General features: G+C 58.6%; 24 protein-coding genes. 21 read left to right on the forward strand and 3 right to left on the reverse strand.

The genetic code is table 11. The features are described from left to right. Positions 1-242 precede the first annotated feature (242 nt). The 12 genes from EHF44_RS00905 (at position 243) to EHF44_RS00960 (ending at position 10,119) form a co-directional block, all read left to right on the forward strand. Positions 243-1,145 carry a hypothetical protein gene (locus EHF44_RS00905; RefSeq protein WP_017513222.1) on the forward strand — a complete coding sequence of 301 codons (903 nt, stop codon included), beginning with the start codon at positions 243-245 and terminating at the stop codon, positions 1,143-1,145. 54 nt (positions 1,146-1,199) lie between these two features. Continuing rightward, positions 1,200-1,343, forward strand: a complete 144-nt coding sequence (locus EHF44_RS28245) for a hypothetical protein (protein WP_017513223.1) — start codon at positions 1,200-1,202, stop codon at positions 1,341-1,343. A 74-nt stretch (positions 1,344-1,417) separates the two neighbouring features. Continuing rightward, positions 1,418-2,509 (forward strand): hypothetical protein, encoded by a 1,092-nt coding sequence (locus EHF44_RS00910; RefSeq protein WP_017513224.1) that lies wholly within the window; start codon positions 1,418-1,420, stop codon positions 2,507-2,509. A gap of 83 nt (positions 2,510-2,592) precedes the next feature. After that, positions 2,593-2,820, forward strand: a complete 228-nt coding sequence (locus EHF44_RS00915; protein ID WP_124682107.1) for a hypothetical protein — start codon at positions 2,593-2,595, stop codon at positions 2,818-2,820. A gap of 271 nt (positions 2,821-3,091) precedes the next feature. Further along, positions 3,092-4,759 (forward strand): PIN domain-containing protein, encoded by a 1,668-nt coding sequence (locus EHF44_RS00925; RefSeq protein WP_253699763.1) that lies wholly within the window; start codon positions 3,092-3,094, stop codon positions 4,757-4,759. A 298-nt stretch (positions 4,760-5,057) separates the two neighbouring features. Beyond that, positions 5,058-5,345, forward strand: coding sequence for an H-NS histone family protein (locus EHF44_RS00930; RefSeq protein ID WP_017512760.1), 288 nt, complete (start codon positions 5,058-5,060; stop codon positions 5,343-5,345). A 284-nt stretch (positions 5,346-5,629) separates the two neighbouring features. Next, a complete protein-coding gene (locus EHF44_RS00935) occupies positions 5,630-5,980 on the forward strand; it encodes a hypothetical protein (RefSeq protein WP_017512761.1) in 351 nt (116 codons plus the stop codon). A 182-nt stretch (positions 5,981-6,162) separates the two neighbouring features. Continuing rightward, positions 6,163-6,645 (forward strand): hypothetical protein, encoded by a 483-nt coding sequence (locus tag EHF44_RS00940; protein ID WP_017512762.1) that lies wholly within the window; start codon positions 6,163-6,165, stop codon positions 6,643-6,645. A 235-nt stretch (positions 6,646-6,880) separates the two neighbouring features. Then, complete coding sequence (locus EHF44_RS00945; RefSeq protein ID WP_111733932.1) at positions 6,881-7,444, forward strand: hypothetical protein; 564 nt, start codon at positions 6,881-6,883, stop codon at positions 7,442-7,444. A gap of 171 nt (positions 7,445-7,615) precedes the next feature. Further along, a complete protein-coding gene (locus EHF44_RS00950) occupies positions 7,616-8,587 on the forward strand; it encodes a DUF7221 family queuine tRNA-ribosyltransferase-like protein (RefSeq protein WP_017512764.1) in 972 nt (323 codons plus the stop codon). Positions 8,588-8,739: 152 nt separating this feature from the next. Then, positions 8,740-9,021, forward strand: a complete 282-nt coding sequence (locus EHF44_RS00955) for a hypothetical protein (protein ID WP_017512765.1) — start codon at positions 8,740-8,742, stop codon at positions 9,019-9,021. A gap of 378 nt (positions 9,022-9,399) precedes the next feature. Beyond that, the gene (locus EHF44_RS00960; RefSeq protein WP_017512766.1) at positions 9,400-10,119 is read left to right on the forward strand and encodes a phage protein NinX family protein; all 720 of its coding nucleotides are present in this window, start codon (positions 9,400-9,402) and stop codon (positions 10,117-10,119) included. A gap of 190 nt (positions 10,120-10,309) precedes the next feature. On the opposite strand, the gene EHF44_RS00965 is transcribed toward EHF44_RS00960, so the two are convergent. Further along, the gene (locus tag EHF44_RS00965) at positions 10,310-10,876 is read right to left on the reverse strand and encodes a hypothetical protein (RefSeq protein ID WP_017512767.1); all 567 of its coding nucleotides are present in this window, start codon (positions 10,874-10,876) and stop codon (positions 10,310-10,312) included. Between the two features lie 81 nt (positions 10,877-10,957). On the opposite strand from EHF44_RS00965, the gene EHF44_RS00970 reads away from it, so the two are divergent. Genes EHF44_RS00970 through EHF44_RS00980 form a run of 3 tightly spaced genes read left to right on the forward strand, consistent with a single transcriptional unit; the run spans position 10,958 to position 12,702 of the window. Beyond that, the gene (locus tag EHF44_RS00970) at positions 10,958-11,497 is read left to right on the forward strand and encodes a hypothetical protein (protein ID WP_038315726.1); all 540 of its coding nucleotides are present in this window, start codon (positions 10,958-10,960) and stop codon (positions 11,495-11,497) included. Continuing rightward, positions 11,466-11,903, forward strand: a complete 438-nt coding sequence (locus EHF44_RS00975) for a hypothetical protein (protein ID WP_111733930.1) — start codon at positions 11,466-11,468, stop codon at positions 11,901-11,903. The genes EHF44_RS00970 and EHF44_RS00975 overlap by 32 nt, the downstream gene beginning before the upstream one ends. Positions 11,904-11,913: 10 nt before the next feature. After that, positions 11,914-12,702: a hypothetical protein gene (locus EHF44_RS00980; RefSeq protein WP_017512878.1), complete on the forward strand. Its 789-nt coding sequence runs from the start codon at positions 11,914-11,916 to the stop codon at positions 12,700-12,702. Positions 12,703-12,768: 66 nt separating this feature from the next. On the opposite strand, the gene EHF44_RS28605 is transcribed toward EHF44_RS00980, so the two are convergent. After that, positions 12,769-14,106, reverse strand: coding sequence for a YfaP family protein (locus EHF44_RS28605; protein ID WP_017512879.1), 1,338 nt, complete (start codon positions 14,104-14,106; stop codon positions 12,769-12,771). Beyond that, positions 14,096-14,650 (reverse strand): hypothetical protein, encoded by a 555-nt coding sequence (locus EHF44_RS00990; protein WP_124682108.1) that lies wholly within the window; start codon positions 14,648-14,650, stop codon positions 14,096-14,098. Before EHF44_RS00990 ends, EHF44_RS28605 begins: the two co-directional genes overlap by 11 nt. A gap of 203 nt (positions 14,651-14,853) precedes the next feature. On the opposite strand from EHF44_RS00990, the gene EHF44_RS00995 reads away from it, so the two are divergent. From EHF44_RS00995 to EHF44_RS01025, 6 genes are all read left to right on the forward strand, one after another. Further along, positions 14,854-15,405: a hypothetical protein gene (locus tag EHF44_RS00995; protein WP_017512881.1), complete on the forward strand. Its 552-nt coding sequence runs from the start codon at positions 14,854-14,856 to the stop codon at positions 15,403-15,405. A 336-nt stretch (positions 15,406-15,741) separates the two neighbouring features. Beyond that, complete coding sequence (locus EHF44_RS01005) at positions 15,742-16,065, forward strand: hypothetical protein (RefSeq protein WP_017512883.1); 324 nt, start codon at positions 15,742-15,744, stop codon at positions 16,063-16,065. Positions 16,066-16,219: 154 nt separating this feature from the next. Then, positions 16,220-16,441, forward strand: coding sequence for a hypothetical protein (locus EHF44_RS01010; protein ID WP_017512884.1), 222 nt, complete (start codon positions 16,220-16,222; stop codon positions 16,439-16,441). A gap of 35 nt (positions 16,442-16,476) precedes the next feature. Further along, positions 16,477-16,926: a hypothetical protein gene (locus tag EHF44_RS01015; protein WP_017512885.1), complete on the forward strand. Its 450-nt coding sequence runs from the start codon at positions 16,477-16,479 to the stop codon at positions 16,924-16,926. A 227-nt stretch (positions 16,927-17,153) separates the two neighbouring features. Further along, positions 17,154-18,092 carry a hypothetical protein gene (locus EHF44_RS01020; protein WP_017512886.1) on the forward strand — a complete coding sequence of 313 codons (939 nt, stop codon included), beginning with the start codon at positions 17,154-17,156 and terminating at the stop codon, positions 18,090-18,092. 366 nt (positions 18,093-18,458) lie between these two features. Beyond that, a complete protein-coding gene (locus EHF44_RS01025; RefSeq protein ID WP_017512887.1) occupies positions 18,459-19,745 on the forward strand; it encodes a hypothetical protein in 1,287 nt (428 codons plus the stop codon). Position 19,746 lies beyond the last annotated feature (1 nt).

Raw genomic sequence — 19,746 nt, forward strand, 5'->3', positions numbered from 1 at the left:
GAGGCCGCAGCTTAAATGCAAGCCGCTCCAGGGGACTTCTCAGGCGTCTGCCCAACTAGGTGAAGACGCGCCAAACTAGCTTCACGCGCCCCCACGTAACGGTGGGGGCTTTTTTCTTTCTGAAGCTCGTGTGCGGCGGTGTGCCAATGTCCTCTAACAGCTGGCCGACATGCTCAACAAAAGGGTGCTGTCGGGTGCTCTATACTGCGCAGATCACAGAGATCCATCATGGAGTTCGTGCAATGGCCCGTGCTAGCAATTCCTCCGGTTCGTCGGGGCCCTATCGTGCCGCGACTCGGCAGCAGTTGGCAGGACATGATGCCTTGCTTAGATGGGCGATTGGCGTCGACGGGGTTGGCCTCGCGTTGGCGGAGTTGCGGAAGCAGCACTGGTTGGCAGCAGCCTTTAAGTCAGCTTTGCCGTCACTTAGAAAAGAAATCGAGGGGGACTTGGATGCACTGGAGTCGGACGCCAGGCAAGCCCAGATCTGGCGTCAGATTCCTGAACTCACTTTTGGCAAATGCGTAGAGTCTTTCGATTTCCAATTCAATCCAGGTGTGGCTCAGTACTCTGAGCATTCCGTGACCAAGCAGGTTTGGGGCGGGCGGGAAGAGGTAGCTGAATATCGCCCACTCACCGTATGTGACGCGACCATACAAGTGCGAGCAAGAGCCAAGCCAGAGTTTCATCTTGTGCGTAATCCTACGTACGTCGGGAGCAAACGCACGTATGAACACATCAAATCCCCTATTGATGGTCTACGGAGTTTCTACAGGCATTGGGATGGACAAGTAGTGGTCAACTGTTACCCAGAGGAATCCCCGCTCACCATGATGGGAAATGACCTTGCCCTACTGAGCAGCTCATGCACAGAGTACAAGAAGCGGCGCAATGGCTCTGGGAACATCCTGTTTGTGGTCGAAGACGAGGAGGCGTATGACTTTCTGCGTAGATCGTGCAACGTTATCCTCCACGACTGCGGAGGTATTGCGGCAGAGGAGCTTTCATTCTTTGATCAGTGGATCTCAAGCAAAGGCGATGAGGTCGAGGTTACTGACCTCGACCTTGCAGACGCGCTTATCCCAGAGGAGGGGTCTGATACGAGTGGAAAAGCGACTCGACGTACCCGTAGAACCAAGAGTTAGCGAGTTTCCGCATGGGCCACATCCGTCATTGCGTGAACTTTCAATCAGGAACAAATGTCGCTAACCGCTCAGTTGCTCTCCACCACTCTTGCAACCATGCATTTTGCACTCGTCTCGTGCGATTGGGAGAAGGCCGAAGCGGCGGCCCATGCGGCGCGGGATCTGGCCGCCCGCCTTCTTGCCGGCGAGTACGAGTAGGAGAACGCAATGCAAGCGCCTTGCCCAATTGCAGCCTACTCCAAGCCAGTTGGTCGTCCAGGTAGGGGAAGCTGATGCGCCATGAGTACGATGTCCATACGGACGTCCTTGAGACTATCGTTGCGGCGACACCGGTCACGAAGAAGCACTCTGCGTTGCTGACTGCATTCGCGACCCGCACGGAGTTTCGTGGCGCCAGGTACGTGACAAGCAGCGACGAATTCAGCAGCCGTCCCGCACGGATCTTGAACTCCGATGGCGATGAGATTGCTGCAGACTACCGTGTGTGGGTTCAGCAGCAACTCGACGAGCACCGCGGCAATATCGATGCGCTGTGTGCCAGTAGTCGCGGCAAGGGCTACCTGCTGACAGAGATCCAGCCCGTCCTGCACTACTTCGTTCATGACCGTGGTTGCGCCCAGGACAACTTCGTTCAGATCGAGGTTTGGGCGGAGGTGGAATTTTGCGAACGCGAATTGTTCGCCCGCCGGGCGCCTAACTGGGGCCGTCCGTCTTTGCAGGAGCTCCGTGATGGCCGGCCTGACATGGGTTTGGAGGAGCGCTTCGAGCGGCGGGACTTGGGGGCCGCCCGATACAGGCTTGAAAGCGCCATCGACATGCAAGCGTTTGTCGCTGTCGCGGAATCGCTCTGTTCCGAGCGGCACCGGAAAGGCGGTAACATCCTTGTACGTGTCACGGATGCCGATACCGGGGAGGAGTCTGTGACATCGGTACGGGATCTGACACCGGGCTATGATCAACTGCGCGTACGGGAGCGGCGGATATTTGACGACTGGACAGCTTCAAGTGCGGGGCGGTCCGGCGAACGCATCTGCATGCGCTGGGTGTTCCAGACGTCGGATTGGCCAGACGAGAAGGGTGTTCGTTGGGTCTCCTTTGTCCCGCGGTGGGCACACAAGAAGAACATTGCCGCGCTGAAGAACACCGGCAAGCTCGACGCATATGGCCTATACGGGCGCCTCACTCAATTCGACAGCCGCATCGGGATGCCTTTCGCCTGGTATTTTTACGGGCTGCATGGCAACCGGGTGAGGGATGCCCACCTTGAGCGCGTTGTCGAGGCGGCCGAGGAAGGTCTGATCGTACTGCCTGAGAATGACTATCGCGTGCTACGGCGTTGGCGTGATGTTCCCTATGGTTTTTGACGGACGGATGATGCTGGAAAAGACTTTGGATGTATGTATGCAAGCTCCGCGAGCTGCTGGAAGAAACTCATGGTTCGCGAGCCATGGTGTACAAGGACCTCTTCGCCCTTGGCTGCTGGCTCCATCTGAACGGTAAGAGGGCCGTTGGGGAGAAGATCATCAAGGAGGTCATCACTTCCGTCTCGGGACTAGGCAACCGCACCTATCTCGCCTCCGTTGCAAAGCAGATCGCTGGGAATGAGGGAGGCTGGGCTGCTGAGATCTTCGCGCACCAGGAGGTCAACGATTTGTTCGCCAGCGAGGCAGCGTAGGCCCCTGGCCCCACTGCATGGGCAGCTTTCTCCGTTTGGGCCCGATAGCATCTACCGAATACCACCGACGCAATCGCGTCATCCCGAAGTGACAACGTCGACCGTGTACCGGCTGTTACGCCGGCGCAGTGAGTATTGGTAGAATTTGTCAAAAGTACATAAAACGTGCATCGGGAGGATTTCGAGTGCAGGATTTTCAGGGAAGCGTTGGCCGGCTCGGCGGCCTGGTGGGGGCAGTAGGACTGGGGTCGAAGTGATGGGTGGCCCTGTCGTGCTTGTCGACTTCGAGAATGTGCAGGCGATCGATTTTGGGCGGCTAGCGCCGGACACCCGCATCGCCGTGTTCGCGGGCGAGCTGCAGCGGAAAGTACCGATCGAGGTGGCCATGGGGCTGCAGGAGATGGGGGAGCGCGCTCGCTGGGTGCGCTCGAGCGGCACCGGTCCAAACGCACTTGACTTTCATATTGCCTTCGAGCTCGGCCGAATGGCGCAGGCTGGTGAGCAGGGACCGGTGGTGGTCCTGTCTCGGGACAAGGGCTTTGATCCGCTACTCGATTGGCTCCGGACTCAGCACGGAATCCCCGCCAGCCGTGTTACGACCATCGCAGAAGCATTCGGATACACTCCAGACGCCCCATACGCGCCGCAGGCAGCAGAGCCGATTGTGGTTGACTTTGGGGCCGTGACGCCGGCGCCAAGGCCGACGCAACCGGCCTTGCAGAGCAATGGCATGCATGTCGCGGAACCGCATTTCATGCGATCCCTTCAGGCAGAGGCAAGCAGCGTGGTTCCAAGGTCGGTACCCCAGGCAGTGCCTGTGCCGGCGAGCAAAGCGGTTGGCGCCAGTGGCGCGATGCACAGTACAGAAAAGCGCCGCCTTCGTTGGTACCAGCAGACTCTCAGGCGGGCTGGCGTCCTTGAGCGTGTCGAGGGTGAGAGGGGGGTTTGGAAGCTCGCCGATGCGGCGAGCAAGGATCTGTGCAAGGCGCAGGCGACGACGAAACTGGTTGCCTTCAGTACAGATCTCGGCGTCGCAATATGGAGCAAGGCCGAAAGCACCTTCCCCAGTTTTGACGAGCCGATCGCGCTCGTGGTCACTTCGACTCCATATCCATTGAGACGGCCGCGTGCGTACGGGAACCCGACGGAGGCCGATTTCGTTGACTTCATCTGCCATGCTGTAGAGCCGATTGCCAAAAATCTGATCCCGGGCGCCTCAGTGATATTGAACATTGGCCTGGATATCTTCGAGGAAGGGAGCCCGGCGCGTTCTCTTTACCCTGAACGGCTTACTCTGGCCCTGCGCGATCGACTCGGATTGAGCCTTATGGACCGCATCCCCTGGGTGAACTACTCGAAGCCGCCGGGCCCCACGTACTGGGCCTGTGTGAAGCGGGTCCAGCTCTCCGCCGCATATGAGCAGGTGCTCTGGCTGACAAACGATCCAATGAGGGTCCGATCCGATAACCGGCGCGTACTTGAACCGCATACAGATCGACACTTGGAGCTCATGCAGAGCGGCGGCGCCAACCGGACTGCAGTCTACGGGGACGGAGCATACCGACTGCGGCCAAACTCCTTTGGCAAGGTCACTTCCGGCAAGATTCCGCGAAACGTCATAGAGCGCGGTCATGCCTGTTCGGACACACGCGCCTATCGCCAGCATGCGAAGGCGCTTGGCCTTCCGATTCACGGCGCCATGCAGCCGACCGATATCGCGGACTTCTTTATCCGCCTCTGCACAGAACCTGGTGAGTTGGTGGTTGACCTCTTTGCCGGGACCGTGAAGACGGGGCTGGCAGCAGAACGCCTGGGCAGGCGGTGGCTGGTGACCGAAATGATGCTCTCCTACCTCCGAGGTGCGGCGGAGATGTTCCGCGGTGCGCCTGGATTCGATCTCAATCCTGCGCTCGAGTGTGTCGGTGGGATGCGCAGCTGATACCCCGGGGTAATAGTAGTTGCCAACAGAATTTGGCTGCGGTCTAATGTACACATGTTGAGTGACAAACACTCTTTAACCGAATTCTGACGCTCCTGAGTTGGAAATGGCCTGACGGCCAACCTTGCACCACGAGGCCCGCCCTTAAAAAAGGCGGGCCTTTTGGTTTGTGGGCTTTACCTGCAGCGCGGGGAGTAATCCCTAGGGGAATGCCGAACAAATTGGGTCTTATTCCGCGTCCTGCCCCGGACTTGTCTATAGTAGGATGTTATAAGCAAGGTAAATTGGAGACCGGTGAATGGCTACATTGAAAGACCTTCTTGCCCAGAAGGAAAAATTAGAGGCGCAGATCGCGGAGACTCGCCAGACTGAGGTGGCGGGCGTCATTCAGAAGATTCAGGAACTGATGGCGGAATATGGGCTGACGGTGGACGACGTCGCCAAGCGCTCGCGGCGCGGCCCTAAGAAGGGCCAGCCTATTGCGCCGAAGTATCGCGATCCTAAGACCGGCAAGACGTGGTCTGGCCGCGGGCGGCAACCGTCTTGGCTAGGTCGGAACCCAAATCGGTTCTTGATCGCGGAGTAGTCTGAGGGCCCGGCCACCGGCGGGGTTCTGCCGGTTGGCCCACCACTGCGCCGAAAGCACCGAATCGTGGCATTGATGCCAAAAGCCATCCGAAGCTGTGGCGTACGTATGTTTGTCGACTCATTGAAGCACTAATCGCGGACCTTGCCAGGCAGCGCCCAGGGCGCTGAAGGATCGCTGATACCCTGATCGGTAGTTTCCCCCGTTTTGCCCACGGCCAGTCCTGGAATTATGCCGTGGCGTTTTGCATACCTCTCCGCAAGTCAACCCGTTAGGAGAGCCCTGTGCAAACGTTCATTCATTTGGAAGATCCGGCTGTTCAAGCCGCGATCATCAGCGCCGTCGGAAGTATCCTGACAAGTGCGATCGCCGCACTGTGCGCGGCCATCATCGGCAGACAAATCAGTGGTAAGAAGCGACTCCAGGACAAGCTGCTCGTTGCTCAGGACGACATCGAGTTCCTCTTGCAAGTCGAGAAGGCGCACTGCGTCATACACAAGGAGCGCGACCAAAGCTCGAATAAGCTCATAGTCCGGAATACCGTACGGGACAAAGGCTTCGAGTACTCAGGCAAGTTCTCGCCTGGAAAAGTAGCCTACAACGATGGCCCAGGCCGTCGCTACAGCAAGGCTTAGAGCCGGCTCAGCCTCGACAAGGGGCGCGTCATCGACCATCGGTCCGACGCGCCCCTTTTTTTCTTTTTGCTCTTCTCCTCTCCCCGCCAGGAATGGCATAGGCAGATCTTCCACTGCGCTGTGCGGCATAACAAGCCATCCACCAACGGCTCCCACGCCACGCACTCGCAAGGAGACATCGAATGCTGTCACTGGCCCTCAACTATCCGACGATCGAGTTCAACACCAACGCCTGCGGCGAACTGCATACCGGCGATGCTCCACAAGGCATCCTGGCTGCCGTTCCGTTCCAGGATGGCCCCGGGTATGTACTCCCGTACCTGACGACGATCAATGATCGCTTTTATGTTCTTGGCAACCTGGAAGTCGCCTTCAGTGATGAGAAGTTCTGGGGCAGGGATGCTGAGGATCTGCCGGACGAGGAGCTTGTCATGTCCGAGTGCACGCAAGCTGTCCTGGCTATGCGAGAACGGGCATCGGGCTCCATGATCGTCTTTCCGGTGGACTTCGATCCCATGCCGGCACGCTGCGTCATCTCCGTGGCCATTCCCGTGCAGGATGGCCAAACCCAACGGGAAATCAAGGATCAGCTGTCCCTTGTTTTCTCCGGCTACGAGCAGCTCGACGATAGGCTGATGAAGCTTGTCAGGGCTCGGTCGCATTGACCGCTAACCCACCGCCCGCAGACACGATTCGTGCTGCGGGCTTTTTTCTTATCCCCGCAAGTGTACGCCGGCGCCCGCCGGCGCCACGCCGTCTCCCCTTGCTTGAACCTGTGGCGCATACCTTCAGCGTCAAGACATCGACTCTGGCTAGATCAGGTCAACACCTACTATTCACCCACGCGGGGAAGCGCCTCCCGCTTGGGGCGCACTTCGCACGCAAATCTGGAGAAGCGAAATGAGCAATGGCATGAACCTACCGAAGATCGCGCGACGCACCGATGTGTTCGAGCTGCGCAACGCCGTTCGAGCCGTGATTGGAAGCTGCAAGGCAACGAACAAGGCGGCAGTGCTTGCCGTTGACGCCGCAGAGGAAGCGTTTCAGGCGAGCATCACAGACGACGAGAAGGCGTACATCGTATCTGCCGCCCGTGGGTGGAAAGCCGCCTGGCATAAGAGCCGGCCGGACGATCCTTTCCTTCGTGGCGTGGAGTTCAATGCCTACGATGACGTCCGGCACCATTTGGGGATGTCGATGGTGGTCAAGTTCCTCCAGGACGCCCAGAGCGAATCGTTGGCAGAGCCTGACACCCGTCGTATCGCTGGTCTCGTGCTGGAAGGGGGCGATGAATCCGTGCTCGATAGTGTGGTGCACGATGAGTGCTCTGCTCACGGCACGGGAATCAACAATGACGGTACTGAAGCACAGGTGGCATATCTCCTGGCGAACGGATGGACCGAAGAGGCGATCCTGAAGGAAGCCGGTGTCGATCAGGCGCCGCGCAGCTCGTCGCAAACGTGAAACCCGCCCGTCGCGCTCCTCGAGAGCCGGCGGGTTTTTTCTTTGAGCTAAGCCTGCCCGCTGAACCGCCCGCGTGCACTCGTACTCGGCATGGCGCCCCCGTATCCCAAAAAGTTACTTGACGCTGTGCTGCATCCCTCCCAGGTCAAATCAACCTTGGAGTGCTGCGATATGAATGGAGAGACGATGGGAATGCCGGTAGGGCAGGTGAATGCGATCCTGGAAGATGAGTTGGTCATGCGGATTGGCATCCCGCACCGCGGTGGCCGCCTGGCCTTCCACGCATTCGAGCAAGGCTACCCGGCGATGGTGAGCGCGAACGCGTTCTGGAACCCAACGAAGCGAGAGTTTGTGATGCCGGCGGCGACGGATCTGACTGAGATGGATTTTGCCCTAGACTCAGCTGGTTACTCGGCGATCAGTCTTTGGCAGAAGAAGGGCCGACAAGACGGCATTGCTGGCGTCTATCCATGGTCCCTCGAGCAATACCTGGAGTTTGCAAATCTGTGTGGTGCTCGCTGGATGTCTAGTCCAGACCTTTGCTGCGAGCCGCAGGTTGCGGGCAACCAAGAGGAAGTGGACTACCGCGTGAACACAACGGCAACTTTGCTGGAGGCGTCGTTACGAGTGTTGTACGAGTGGCAGAACAGGCTCGCAAGGACGCTAACTGCGCGCGAAGTGGCGAACATGATCAAGCCAGTCGTTCCCGTGCTACAGGGTTGGAATTGTGACACGTATCTACGGAGTCTCGATCTAACAATGCAAGTATGGGAGCGCTGGCAACCGTGGCTGGCCCCACCCGCTCTAATCGGTGTCGGTTCAGTATGCCGGCGTTCGCTGAATCACCCTACTCACGGCCTGTACGCCATTCTCTCGGGATTGGAGGGACGGTTGCCTAAGGGTGTTCGCGCTCACTTGTTCGGTGTCAAGGGGAGCTGTCTCGCGGAGCTCAAGATGATGGATTGGATCGCTTCCGCGGATTCCATGGCGTATGACTTCGGCGCCCGAGTGAAAGCTCGGGAGAGTGGAGTCTCGAACACGGTCAAGCATCGCTCTTCAGAGATGAGTCGATGGATGTCATCGGCCTCGTCTCGCCTCAAGCCTGCACCCGGTGACCAATTCCGATTGAGCCTGGCCCATTGATTACCAACCTACAGCCCGCAGACACGAATTTCGTGCTGCGGGCTTTCATTTATGTGACGGCGGGCAAAGGGCAAAGGTGGCGCTCAGCCCCGCGCGTTTGCATGATTCTGTGCCGCATATCTCCCAAGTCAACACAACTATGGAGTAGCGCGATGAACGAAAACGTATTGGGGAATCCGAAGGGACAGGCTACGCACAGAACTATGGAATCAAGCGAACAGAAGCTTCCGGAGGGTTGGACCGAGGCGAGGCCTGGTGGGTTGGCAACAAATCCTGATCCCCTTACCGGGGGAATCATCGATAGTGCGATAGTAGATGGAACATGGTTTGTAGTGTTCCACCGGGACGATCTGAAGGTCCTGGAGGGCTTGCCCTCTCGTGAGAGCGCCTTTGCTGCCTTCTTCGAAGCGATTCACGGAAACCAAATGGCGTGACGGTATGTAGCCGCGCAGCTATCTCGGCGGATGTGTTCACCCGCCTCGCGCCACAAGCCCGCAGGTTCCGGATGAGCTTGCTTGTGTACGCGGAGAAGAGTCAGTCGGCCGTACCGATCGCTAACCCAATCGCCCGCAGACACGATGTTTCGTGCCGCGGGCTTTGCCTTTTTTGGGGCGCAAAAGGTCGGTGAACGGGCAGCAGCGCATTTGAGCTCCACCTGGCCGGTGAAGTTGTGGTTGGCTGTGCTGCATACCTCCCGAGCAAGAGTAAACCGGCATGTTGACACCCGTTCAACTGAGCGCTTCCGACCTATGCGAGGTTGAGCGTTGCTGGGTTCCCAAATGGACTTAGGAGGATGTGATGGAGCAAGTGAAATGAAAGTACAACAAACCTACCATATCGTATGTGCGATTCGGGGCGAACTCATCGACTACTCGAGCGGCCGATCCGGCCTTTGTGACTTCTATATGGGTACGGTGGATAGCGAAAGCGGGCGTCTCTCGCTCGATCGCACCGACAGGGAAGTATCTCTTTTCGTGAAAGATGGCACGCCGCTCTGTTGCATTCAGGTGGGCGATAGCTGGAAGAACTATCCCGTAACGGAGGAGGGGGTGGCGGTCCTGACGCGCGACGCTCTGAAGGCACTGATCGAAGCGACTTCTCCTAAAGGCCTGGCCGGTGAACCGCGGAAACTCTCCAACGGTATGGTGTTGGTAAAAGTACAGGAGGCGTCTGAAGCTGTCTTGGATTGGGCCGTCGCGATGTGTGAAGGCATGGACCCCTCCGGCGGTGGAATCTACGATCCAGTGAACAACTTCATCGCGTGGCGCTCGATCAGCAGAAGGGCCGATTTCTCACGTAATGCGGCATTGGCTCTGCCCATCATCGAGCGTGAGGATATGTGGGTGGCCAGTGCTCGGTATATGGCACCCTCCGCCGTTCCTCGGCCTGAACGCGCATGGATGGCGAAGTCGTTGAATTCCGCGCCGCACGAACCGTCTTACGGGCCTACGCTCCTCATCGCGGCCATGCGCTGCTACGTAACAAGCAAGCTTGGGGAGCAGATCGAGGTTCCTGCCAAACTGCTGATGTAAGTTGATGGTCCCAGCAGCCGCTGTGGCCGCTCTCGACACGCAGATTGAACTCGCCAAGTAGAGGCGTTCAGAGCTACCCCCCCCACACCCCATCATCCTGCCGAAGGTTGATGGGGTTTCTATTTTTGCCGTGTCTGTATCGGGTGTCGCGCAATGGGAGGGGACAGGGCGATGTGAGGAAGGATCAGGGTTAGCCGAGGCAGATGCTGTCGCGGCGTACAAACACATCTTCATCGGCCGAGTAGACCCACTTCGCGCCTTGGTTGAATCGCTCCACGTCGTCGACTGCCCAGTGATCTTTCGCGGCCGTCTGCATGTCGAAGTCGGACATGGCTGCGGTGATCATTCGGCCGGCTTTCTTCATAATGTTCAGCAATTCATCCGGGAGCCCTGCGACTCGGAGCGAATGGATGATGTTTGTGTTCGAGTCCACCAGAACGTACATCAGAGCATTTGATTCACTCACGATCCAGTTCTCAAGGAACGCTCGCGAAGGAAAGAGCGGGGCGGAAAAGAATCGAATATTGACGCCATCTGCGAGGTCCACGATGCTGGTCAACGAACCGATAGGGTTGGCTTCCGTCTGGCGCAGGCTGTACGCAAGGATAGTCGCCTTTACCGCGGCGACATCTTCCGCCGTGACATCCGGGAATTGCAGGATAAGTGCGATGCCGGCTTCGGAGAACTCAGCGCGGATGCCGGTCGCGCCATTGGCGCTCGGGAAGGGGGATTGCTCCCCGACTGTTAGTTTGATCATTCTGGCGTAGAATCCTCGAACGCAAAGTATGCGTATCTGTTAATGTTACAAAGAATCACATGCACGTTATTGAGGGACGTGATGAAAGTCAACCAAGGATTGATGCGCGGGCGGTTCAGGCGCATGAACCGCCGGCAGAAGAAGAAGGCGGACGCAAAGGCCGTGGAGCAGGAGAGGGCGATCGTCGAGGTTGGCGGCTATGCCCGCTGCGATTTTGTGGCGGAATCGACCTGTGACTGCGATCTCTGCCAGAACGCTTCACCTGGTGCGCGGCTCTATGCAGCCATTTCGAGTGCCAGGGAAGGCGGGGAGGAAACGGACCACTATGCTTGTCCGTCGTGCGCGCTGGCGAAGACAGAGCGGATTCGGGCCGACAACGAGTGGTGGAAAACGGCGGTGGAGTGCCCAGTCTGTTCCAACCTGTCAAAGCACCTTGCCTTTGACCTCATGGCGCCGCAATGCGAGCACTGCGCGCCTTATGGCCTTGTGAGTCCGGCGAAGGCAGCAGCTCTTCGAGGGATGATCGCCGCACAGACCGGTGCGGTAACACCTCACGTGGCACTCAACACGAACCATTCAGGAAGCATCCATGGGAACGAAGCCGGAAGCGAAATCCGCTAAAAAAACTGGCGACCTCGCGACATTTGACGAGTTCCGGGCAGGTGTCAGCTATATCCTTGTCCACGATCACGGCATGCCGGAGATCGTCGCCAGGGACGTCCTCGAGGGGGAAGCGGAGTATCTGGAGCAGGCGTTTCAGGAAGGCGCTGATCGCAAATCGCTGCTGACGGAGGTTGCCGAAGAGTTGGCATTCAAGCCGCGCTCGGGCGGAGGCTGGATTCGAACGGATGAAGACCATCTGCTCCTGGAGGTGAACGAAAGGGTACGGGTGCTACTCGACAGGATTGCGAAGACAGGCCTATACGGCGGGACTCCCGAGGAAGTTGCGCGGGCCTTGCTCTGCCGCGGGATCGAGACGGTTCTGCCAGTTGCACACAGCGTGGACGTGAACGGCCGCTTCGGCTAAGGGGGCACGGATGCCGGAAATCATTCCCCCTCTGGGGATCGCCTTTGACTCAACGCCGATTCCGCTGACTCCCGACTCCAGAGCAGTCGCGACGCGAAAAATCCAGGACATGATGTTTGCCTTGCAGACCCTGGCCCGAGGCGTGGGCGAAGGGAAATCGCCAAGCGTTGGGCTTGCTGAAGCCACCCTGAGGGCCTGCGAGTTCAACCTGGCGGATCTCGCAGGTGTATTGGGCGTAAAGATGGACAGCGCCGCCGACGTGGAGGCACGTCACGCAGCTCTACGCAAGGCAAACGCACGGATACGCGAGGTGGAGGCTCAACTCGGCAATCAGCAGGCGCCCGAGCACACGCAACTCAGCTTGCAGGTTCTGGAGGATCGCTTGTACACCTGGTGGAGCCTTGAGGGGTTTGGGACCGTCTCCGAGGTAGCGTTCCGCAGCAATGGATGCAAGGCGATACTCAGCTGCAACCCCAAGGGACGCTTCGGCTTCGGCCTGCTGGAGTCTGACACCCCTGTCTCCGACAAAGCAGCTGAGGCTGCTTGGCACGAGAGTCTCCAGGAAATGGGGTACGAACTGACGGACGACGGCGGGGACCTAGCGGTACTGGACTGCGACGCGAGTCGGAAGGCCTTGTTTGATCTGATTCGCACCCGACTCCCATCGGCACAGATCATGAAGACGGAGAACCTCAGTCGGCGCGGAAGGACTGAATGCGTCTTGCGCGGTGTTGAGATTTACATCTACAGGCTGCCAGAAATTCTGACGCTACCGCAACCGGTACCGACCGAAGGGTAGGTCATACTCGGGGTCCCATCCCATCCTGTCCGAGGTTGAGGAACGGGACCCCCGACCAAGCGCGGGCTACTGCGCAGTCACATGCAGGCGGCCTGTTCCTTCTTGCTTCACCTGCACGGTCGCAACGGGAATTGGCGAGTTGTCCCCCGAAGTGCCACGAGCCATTCCGACACCCACCGAGCGCGTCAGGAGCACCCCTTCGTCATAGGATGCAATCTGAACCGTCGCGGTTCGTCCGGTCGCGCCGGAGAAATTGTTCAATCCGATGGAATAGGTCCCAAGCGCGAGCTTGGTGGCGTCACACGTAGCGGTGTAGTGCTCCGGCCCGAATCCCACGATATTGTCGACATCGAGCTCGCCGGACAATCCCTTCTTTGCTGCATAGAAAACGTGCCTGCCTGTCGGTTCGATCGAGTGAAGGTCGACGTCTCCAGCCCCATCCCACGTCAAGGTGACAGTGAAGAATCCGTCGGAGCCTGTCGACTGTGGAGCCTGCACGGCCGAGAGCGCATTGCCGAGGTGCTGCTTGACCATGCCCCTAGGATTGAGCGGGCCAATCGGTGGGAGCCCTTCGTTCAGGTAGGTGCGGACGAGCTCGTGGCCGGAAGCATCCTCGCGCCCCGTTGCCGAGATCTTCACGTTGTTGGCAGGCACCGTACCGATCAGGCGTAGACCGTTGATCACGAGATCCAGATCGGCGAGCGTGTACTCGCCGTTCAGTGTCGGCGACGCCGGCGCGATGTGAACGGCTTTCACCGCGGCTGCCCCAGCCTTCGATGTTGCATAGCGGTATGCCGCGTTCATGAACAGATTGCCCTGACTGTGCGCGACCAGGACGACCTTCTTGTGGGCTGCAAGATGCCCGTCCACCCGTGCCTGGTGCTCCAGGTAGTTGGTCATCGTCGGCGGAGTACTTGCCCAGGAAGTGAGCGCAGCGACCGTCTTTGCGCGAATGTCGTCGTAGATGCCACCCAGCACGCCGCCAAAGGCCCCAACGGTCGACAGGACCCGGGTGAATGAGTTCTGCTGGGTATCCGAGGAGATGGCCTCCCAGAACAGTTCGAAACGGTTCTGCAAGACTGCGTCCTGTTCCGCCGCGCGTTGCTTGAAAGTCTCGATCAGATCCTCAGCGCCGGTGGCACCGTGTTCCGAGCCCGTCGTGTTGAAAAAATTGTCGTAACTGATCGGCTCGCCTGTTGGCGCGTATGTGTCGCCATACAGTTGAGCGAGGGCTTCCCGGGCACTCTGGGCCTGGCTGCGGGTGTTCCAAACCCCGTTGAAGAAGCCGACCGTGATGCCGCCGGGTGAGCAAAGGACTGTCTGGGACTGGGCCGTCACCACGCCTGGAGCAGCTGTCACCGCGATGAGGGTGACCAGCAGGAGGTTCCTGAGCTTATTGCGCATCGCAGGTGTCTCCTCGAGGCTGGGATGAAACGGTGCCGTCCAAGGCCTTGCTGTAGGCGAGGTACGCGCGGGCGCGGAATTCCGTGTTGGCCGTCAGCTTCTCGTACATGGTCACGGCGCCGGAAGCCGCTGCGGTAGTCGTGAAGCGACTCCAGATGCAGTGGATTGCGCGATTGGCCTGCTGATCGACTGCACGCAGCGCCTCATTGTTCGACACATCGACGAGCAGGGTCGCTTGCAGACTTTTCGCCAGCTGCTCGACGGCCGCCCGCTGGCCAGCGTCGTAGGGCTGTTTGCTGATGTAGGTCTCGATGTCGTCTCGGATGCCGTTTCCATTGGCATCCGGACCTTTCACGTCTGGAGACCGGTCGAGGATCGGAAGCTGGCCGGTTTGCTCCAGGCGTTGCACCGCCTGCGCCGGCGTTTCAGTCGGGGGCGTTTGCGCCTGGGAGTCTGAACCCCCACCACATGCGGACAAGACGATCGCGCTGGCGATGATCGCGGTATGGCGAGCCAGTACACCTGATTTTCGATTAGTTGTCATTTTCCTTTGATTTTTGAGTCGTTTCCGGGGTGGAACCGTATGGCTAACCCCTGCATCAGCCAGTTCCGCCGGCGGCATCGAAGATACACTACGACGCTATATCGATACATAACACGGAGGTAGTATCAGTGTGTGTCGGATTGATGTACTTCCCCATGTTCTGCATCCCTCGTCATTGATCAACCCGCAAGGAAGGAGAAGGAATGCAGAATCAAGTAATGCAGGTGCGAGCAGGTGTTTCGTCGCGGCAACTGCGCGAGCAGTACCCAACCAAGGGGTCTATGCCGCGCGAAGTGGTAGAGGTGCTGTACGCAACCCGGAAGCAGGAGGTGGAGGCGCTGACCGCGAAGCCCACGGTCGCAGCTGAGGATCTTCTTGATCTGGATCACGGGGCGCGAGCCATGGTTGCGCAGAAGCTCTTCTGGCAGTGTGACGACCAGGCGAGGAGCTTCTTGCTCAGCGACGCGCATCACTGGGTTCGGAGCTCAGCAGTGCTGGCGCAAGCCGAGATGTCTGTCGGCCCCGCGGAAACGCGGGCCGTCCGTGACTACCGAATGGTTGACGGCCAGTTCATGTGGCGCTGGTTTCCGATGGTTCCGGGTTTCCCCGGGCAATTCGTGCGGCCGGAGGCTTGGATTCAGTCTCATTGCCCCGATGGCTATGCCCAGCCCGAACAGGCTCATGCCTCCGCGCATGAGTGCCTGACGGGGTGCAAGGACCAGGTGGCCACAAGTTTGGCGGCAAAGGCGGACTGAACGATGGCTAAGTCTCTAACGCGCAGCTGCGACACGGTGTATCGCGGATCGGATGTTGAGCGGAACCGGCGTTTCGGGGAGGTGACCTCGAATGGGGTCGTCTTTGACTACACCCTCGCAGGATCGAGCGGTGCCACGTTCACGCTGGTTCGGGAAGCGGGCCAGTCGGATGAGGACCTTGAGATTGCAGCGAAGGAGCTCTGCAGGGATCGAGACGTCATCGGCAAGATCCGGATCGCGCGGCGGGCTGACTAGCAGGAGGGGATGTTCGCCTTATACGTCCTTGGTCGGCATCTCCGATCGCAAGTCAACGCCACTCATCCTGGAGATATCACCATGAGCAACGCACAGAAGCACCCCGTCAAAGTCCTGGTAGCGTGCCTCGACAGCGCCTGGAATCCGTCGATTCACTCCTGTACGGTGGAAGTGACGCATGCAGAAGAACTGCTGGGCCAGCACCTCGAACTGGCCAAGGCGGATGCCGTCGCCAGCGGGTTTGAAGGTACGATGATAGCCCTCGACTCCGAAGCGATGCCGTCGACCAAGCTGCGAGAGATCGCGGATTGGATGGACGGTAGTCGTTGGCATCCCAATACGGTGATCGCTAGCCTGATCGGCCAGGGAGCAGCTGCGCCCGCATTGCTGGCGATGGAACGCTGAAGCGACTACCTCGCCGTCACTCGATAACTCACACCACAGGCCGTCCGATGCTCTTCTTGGCTTGGACGGCCTTTCTTCTTTTGCCTCAGACGAATAGGGACCAGTGTTCTTCATAACAGGGGGCAAGCCCAACCCACCCGTTCAGGAGAATCCCATGGAAACCATTCCTGTGCAGCACCTACCCAACGCTTTTCGATGCGCGCTGGAGATGTTCGCGGCGTCTGGCGATCGAACCAAAGCGAGATTGATGGCCCTGATTGATCACTATCTGAAGGCATGCGGCCTTGCGGAAGATCCGCATCGCTCAGTGTATGAAGAGTGCGCAGTCGCCCACGCCAAGAGGATGTATAGCCTTGGTGCAGCTCAAGGTTTCTAGTCGCTGGCAACTCTAACTCTGACGAAGGATCTCAAATGAGCTCACAAATTGTGAATAGCGCGAGGGCAGTAATCGGTGCCAGTGGCACTATCGACGGTTCCGAAGCTCCGACTTTCGCTGTGTTTGACATTGATCGCGCGTTCATAGCAACGGTCAGTCGTCTCATCAATCTATGCAACGAGCACAAGCTCACTGAAGCTCGTACGGTCCACTACCCAGCTTGGGGACCCGGCTGGATCGAGGAAGAGCTGAAGCTCCAGAACGGCGAACTGGTGGTGCAACCCAACGGAATCTTCCGGTTCACGGACTATCCCAAGTATGGGGGCTACCTTATCCAGACGGCAGATGTCGACTTCAATCAATTGCGAAGCAAGTTCGGTTCCGCAGTTGATGGCGAAGTTCTTTTCCTCGCCAAGGAACCCTATGTTCGCCAGTACTACGAACAGGAATACGAACAATCTGCGCGCGAGCTCGTTCCTTCTTGAGCAAGGCGTGATTTAGCCCATGGCCCGCTTCTCCCCTCGGAGGTTGCGGGCCTTTTGTTTTGCAGCTCTCGCTTAGTGCCACGCCTGCCTACAACAAACGGTGTCATCCCCGGCGCCTGGTGATTTATCTCCCCCTGTTTTCCATAACAAGCCCGTAAGGCTCCAAACCGCCAATCCGGCGGGACACCTTTGTTATGCCCAACTCAACCGTTCAAGGAGATGTACTCATGATGAAATCGACTCGTTCCTTTGCAATTCTGGCAGGCTTGGCAGCATCGTTGGCGCTCGCTGCTTGCGGCGGTGGTGGTGAGGATGCGGTAAAGCCGGATTCGGCGCCGATTATCTCGACTCCGCAGCCTGGTAACCCGTCGAACCCGACTCCGGCAGAGCCGGCGCAGCCGGCTGGTCCTACGACGCCGTCCAATCCGTCGGGTCCCACGACGCCTGGTCTGACGGTTACCGGCAGTGCATCGCTGGTTGGCTCGCAGAATGTTACCGTGCTGTTTGCCGGCACTGCACTGAAGCCGACGGGCTTAGCTGGGAACTTCCTTTCGGCTCTGACTGTCCCTGCGACCGCGCAGGCAGTTACCGCAGAAGGGGCGTACACCACGCTGGGAGCCAGCAATGGGGCAATGTCGGTGAAGCTGTCCGACGTCGCTGAAATCGATGATGTGGCCGGCAACGGTCAGTATGCGATCGGCCGCTGGAAGGTTGGCTCGTTCGACGTCACGACACCGACGGTCAACAACACCCAGACGCTCCGGGCCAACCAGGCTGCGCCGTATGCAGTGGGCATCCCCCTGGATCTGTATTCGGGCCCGAGCACCGGCACGCTGGCATGCACCTACGAGGCATCGACGAAACCGACGAGCTTGGATGGTTCGATCGCCGCTGGCACCTTCAATGGTGCGGGCAGCTCGGCGATCATCAACCTGGCAACGAAGGTGATCACGCTGAATCTGTCGCTCGATATCGGCGCAGACCATGGTGTGACTGTGTCGAAAGCCAACATCTTGGTGGACATGCCGACCACGGGCGGTGGTTCGTCCGTGATTGCAGAGACGGTTGGCTCGGACCTGAGCAAACCCTATCTTGTGATTGCGTACGGTACCGTTACCCCGACCAGCGGAGACGTGGGAGGCCTTGCGGTCTTCCGTTGCCAGTAACTGTTGTTCAGCACGCCGCGGAGCTTCTCCGCGGCGTTTTTTCCTTTGCTGCCCGGGGCGTGGCGTTACCCCGGGGTAATGTTCCTTGCAAAGGGTGCCATCCTCATGTCTAATAGTCCCATACCGACACACATCGGTCTCAGATTCTCCTCTGAGGTTGGGAAGCGATCGAAAGGTCGCACTTGCAGTCGAAGGCCCGCACGATTGAAAGATCGTGCGGGCCTTTGGCTTTCTAGGCTCCGGCGATTGTCTGCGACAGTCCCGGCCTCCGCCGCACGCCGGGAGCTCTTCTTGGCAAATCTAAAGATGTCACGTATGATCCATAACGCGTAGCGATACGTGGTACGTAAATATACTGGACCTGTCATGCAGCAGCCGTTCATCAAATCTCTGTTGTCTTCCCTGGGCTTTAGGAGGGCAGTCGGCGATCAAAATCCTGAACCACTAGCCACGGATGTTGACCTGAGCGATCTGACAAAGGTTGTTTCTACCCTGATGTCTGATCTGGATTTGCGAGAGGCTGACGCTTCCAAGGATCTGCCCACTAGGCTCAAGGCTGGCCTGAGGGACTGCCGGAAGGCAGTCGCCTCTCTGCTTTCGGAGCTCAAGACGGCCAAGCGAGACCTATCGGAGAGCCGGGGAGAGATCAGGCGATTGCAAGCCGAGGCGAGAATGCGTCAGGACCGGCAGGATTGGTGCTCGCCCGCGCTAGTGGAATTTCCGCCTGAGACGCCAAAAGGAATCTACGAAACTACGCTGAAGGTTCTACGCGGACTTATTGGCGGTAGCGCATCGTTATCGGATGCAAGCAACGCGGACAGGTTTCCCGTGGCAGAGATCTGGACGCTGTACTGGTGCTTGGTCCATGCCTCTCATGCCGCGGTGAAGGCCGCGACGGTCGCGAAAGACGAGAACGGAATCTCTAGGGATTTCTTGGCAAAGTTGGCATCTGAAACGAGAACGTCGCCAATCTTTACGGGAGACGGTGGGAAGCTCCAGGTCGCTTACAACGCCATCTTCGAGCAAAGCGAACCCGGAATGAAAGAGGCCGCTGTCGGCGCCGATATTCTGCTGATTGTTGCTGGACAAGGACTGGTGCCAAATGGGTTTGCTCGCCTTTTCTGGATACAGGCAAAGAAGGCAAGATCGGGCCAAAGCCCGTTCACCCTTAACTATGCTCAGGAAAATGGCGATGGGTTGCAGGTTGAAGCGCTTTCCAAGGTGCACGAGCCTAGTAAAGGAGCATTCGGGTTGTACATGCAGTACTCGAAGGACCTACCGTATGTTCCTTCGGTGCTGGTAGGCCGGTTGCCTCGCGGGAAGCAACAGCCCCTCACAGCAAAACTGTCCGATCTCGGCATCCGTCTACCAGAACTGCTGGTGGGCCACGCCATCGTTGCCTCCGAGAAATTTGGGGCATTCGCGGATACAAGCGAGATCCTGGCCTACCTTGATGGCGTTGCGGAAAAGAAGCCACTCTTCATTGTCTCGGTCACAGCGGAAAGAGCGATGGAGTTGAGTCAGGAGCTAGCCGGCAATCAGTTGCTCTCGACGGTCACGGACCACTACCTCCAACGGTTCGGGCTTTCGCCGGAACCTGAGAATGACCGCGAAACTCCCTCGCAAGACCGTGGCATGGACTTCGACAGGTGAG

This window comes from Cupriavidus pauculus (genome assembly GCF_003854935.1).
In the GTDB taxonomy this organism is placed as follows: Bacteria; Pseudomonadota; Gammaproteobacteria; order Burkholderiales; family Burkholderiaceae; genus Cupriavidus; species Cupriavidus pauculus_C.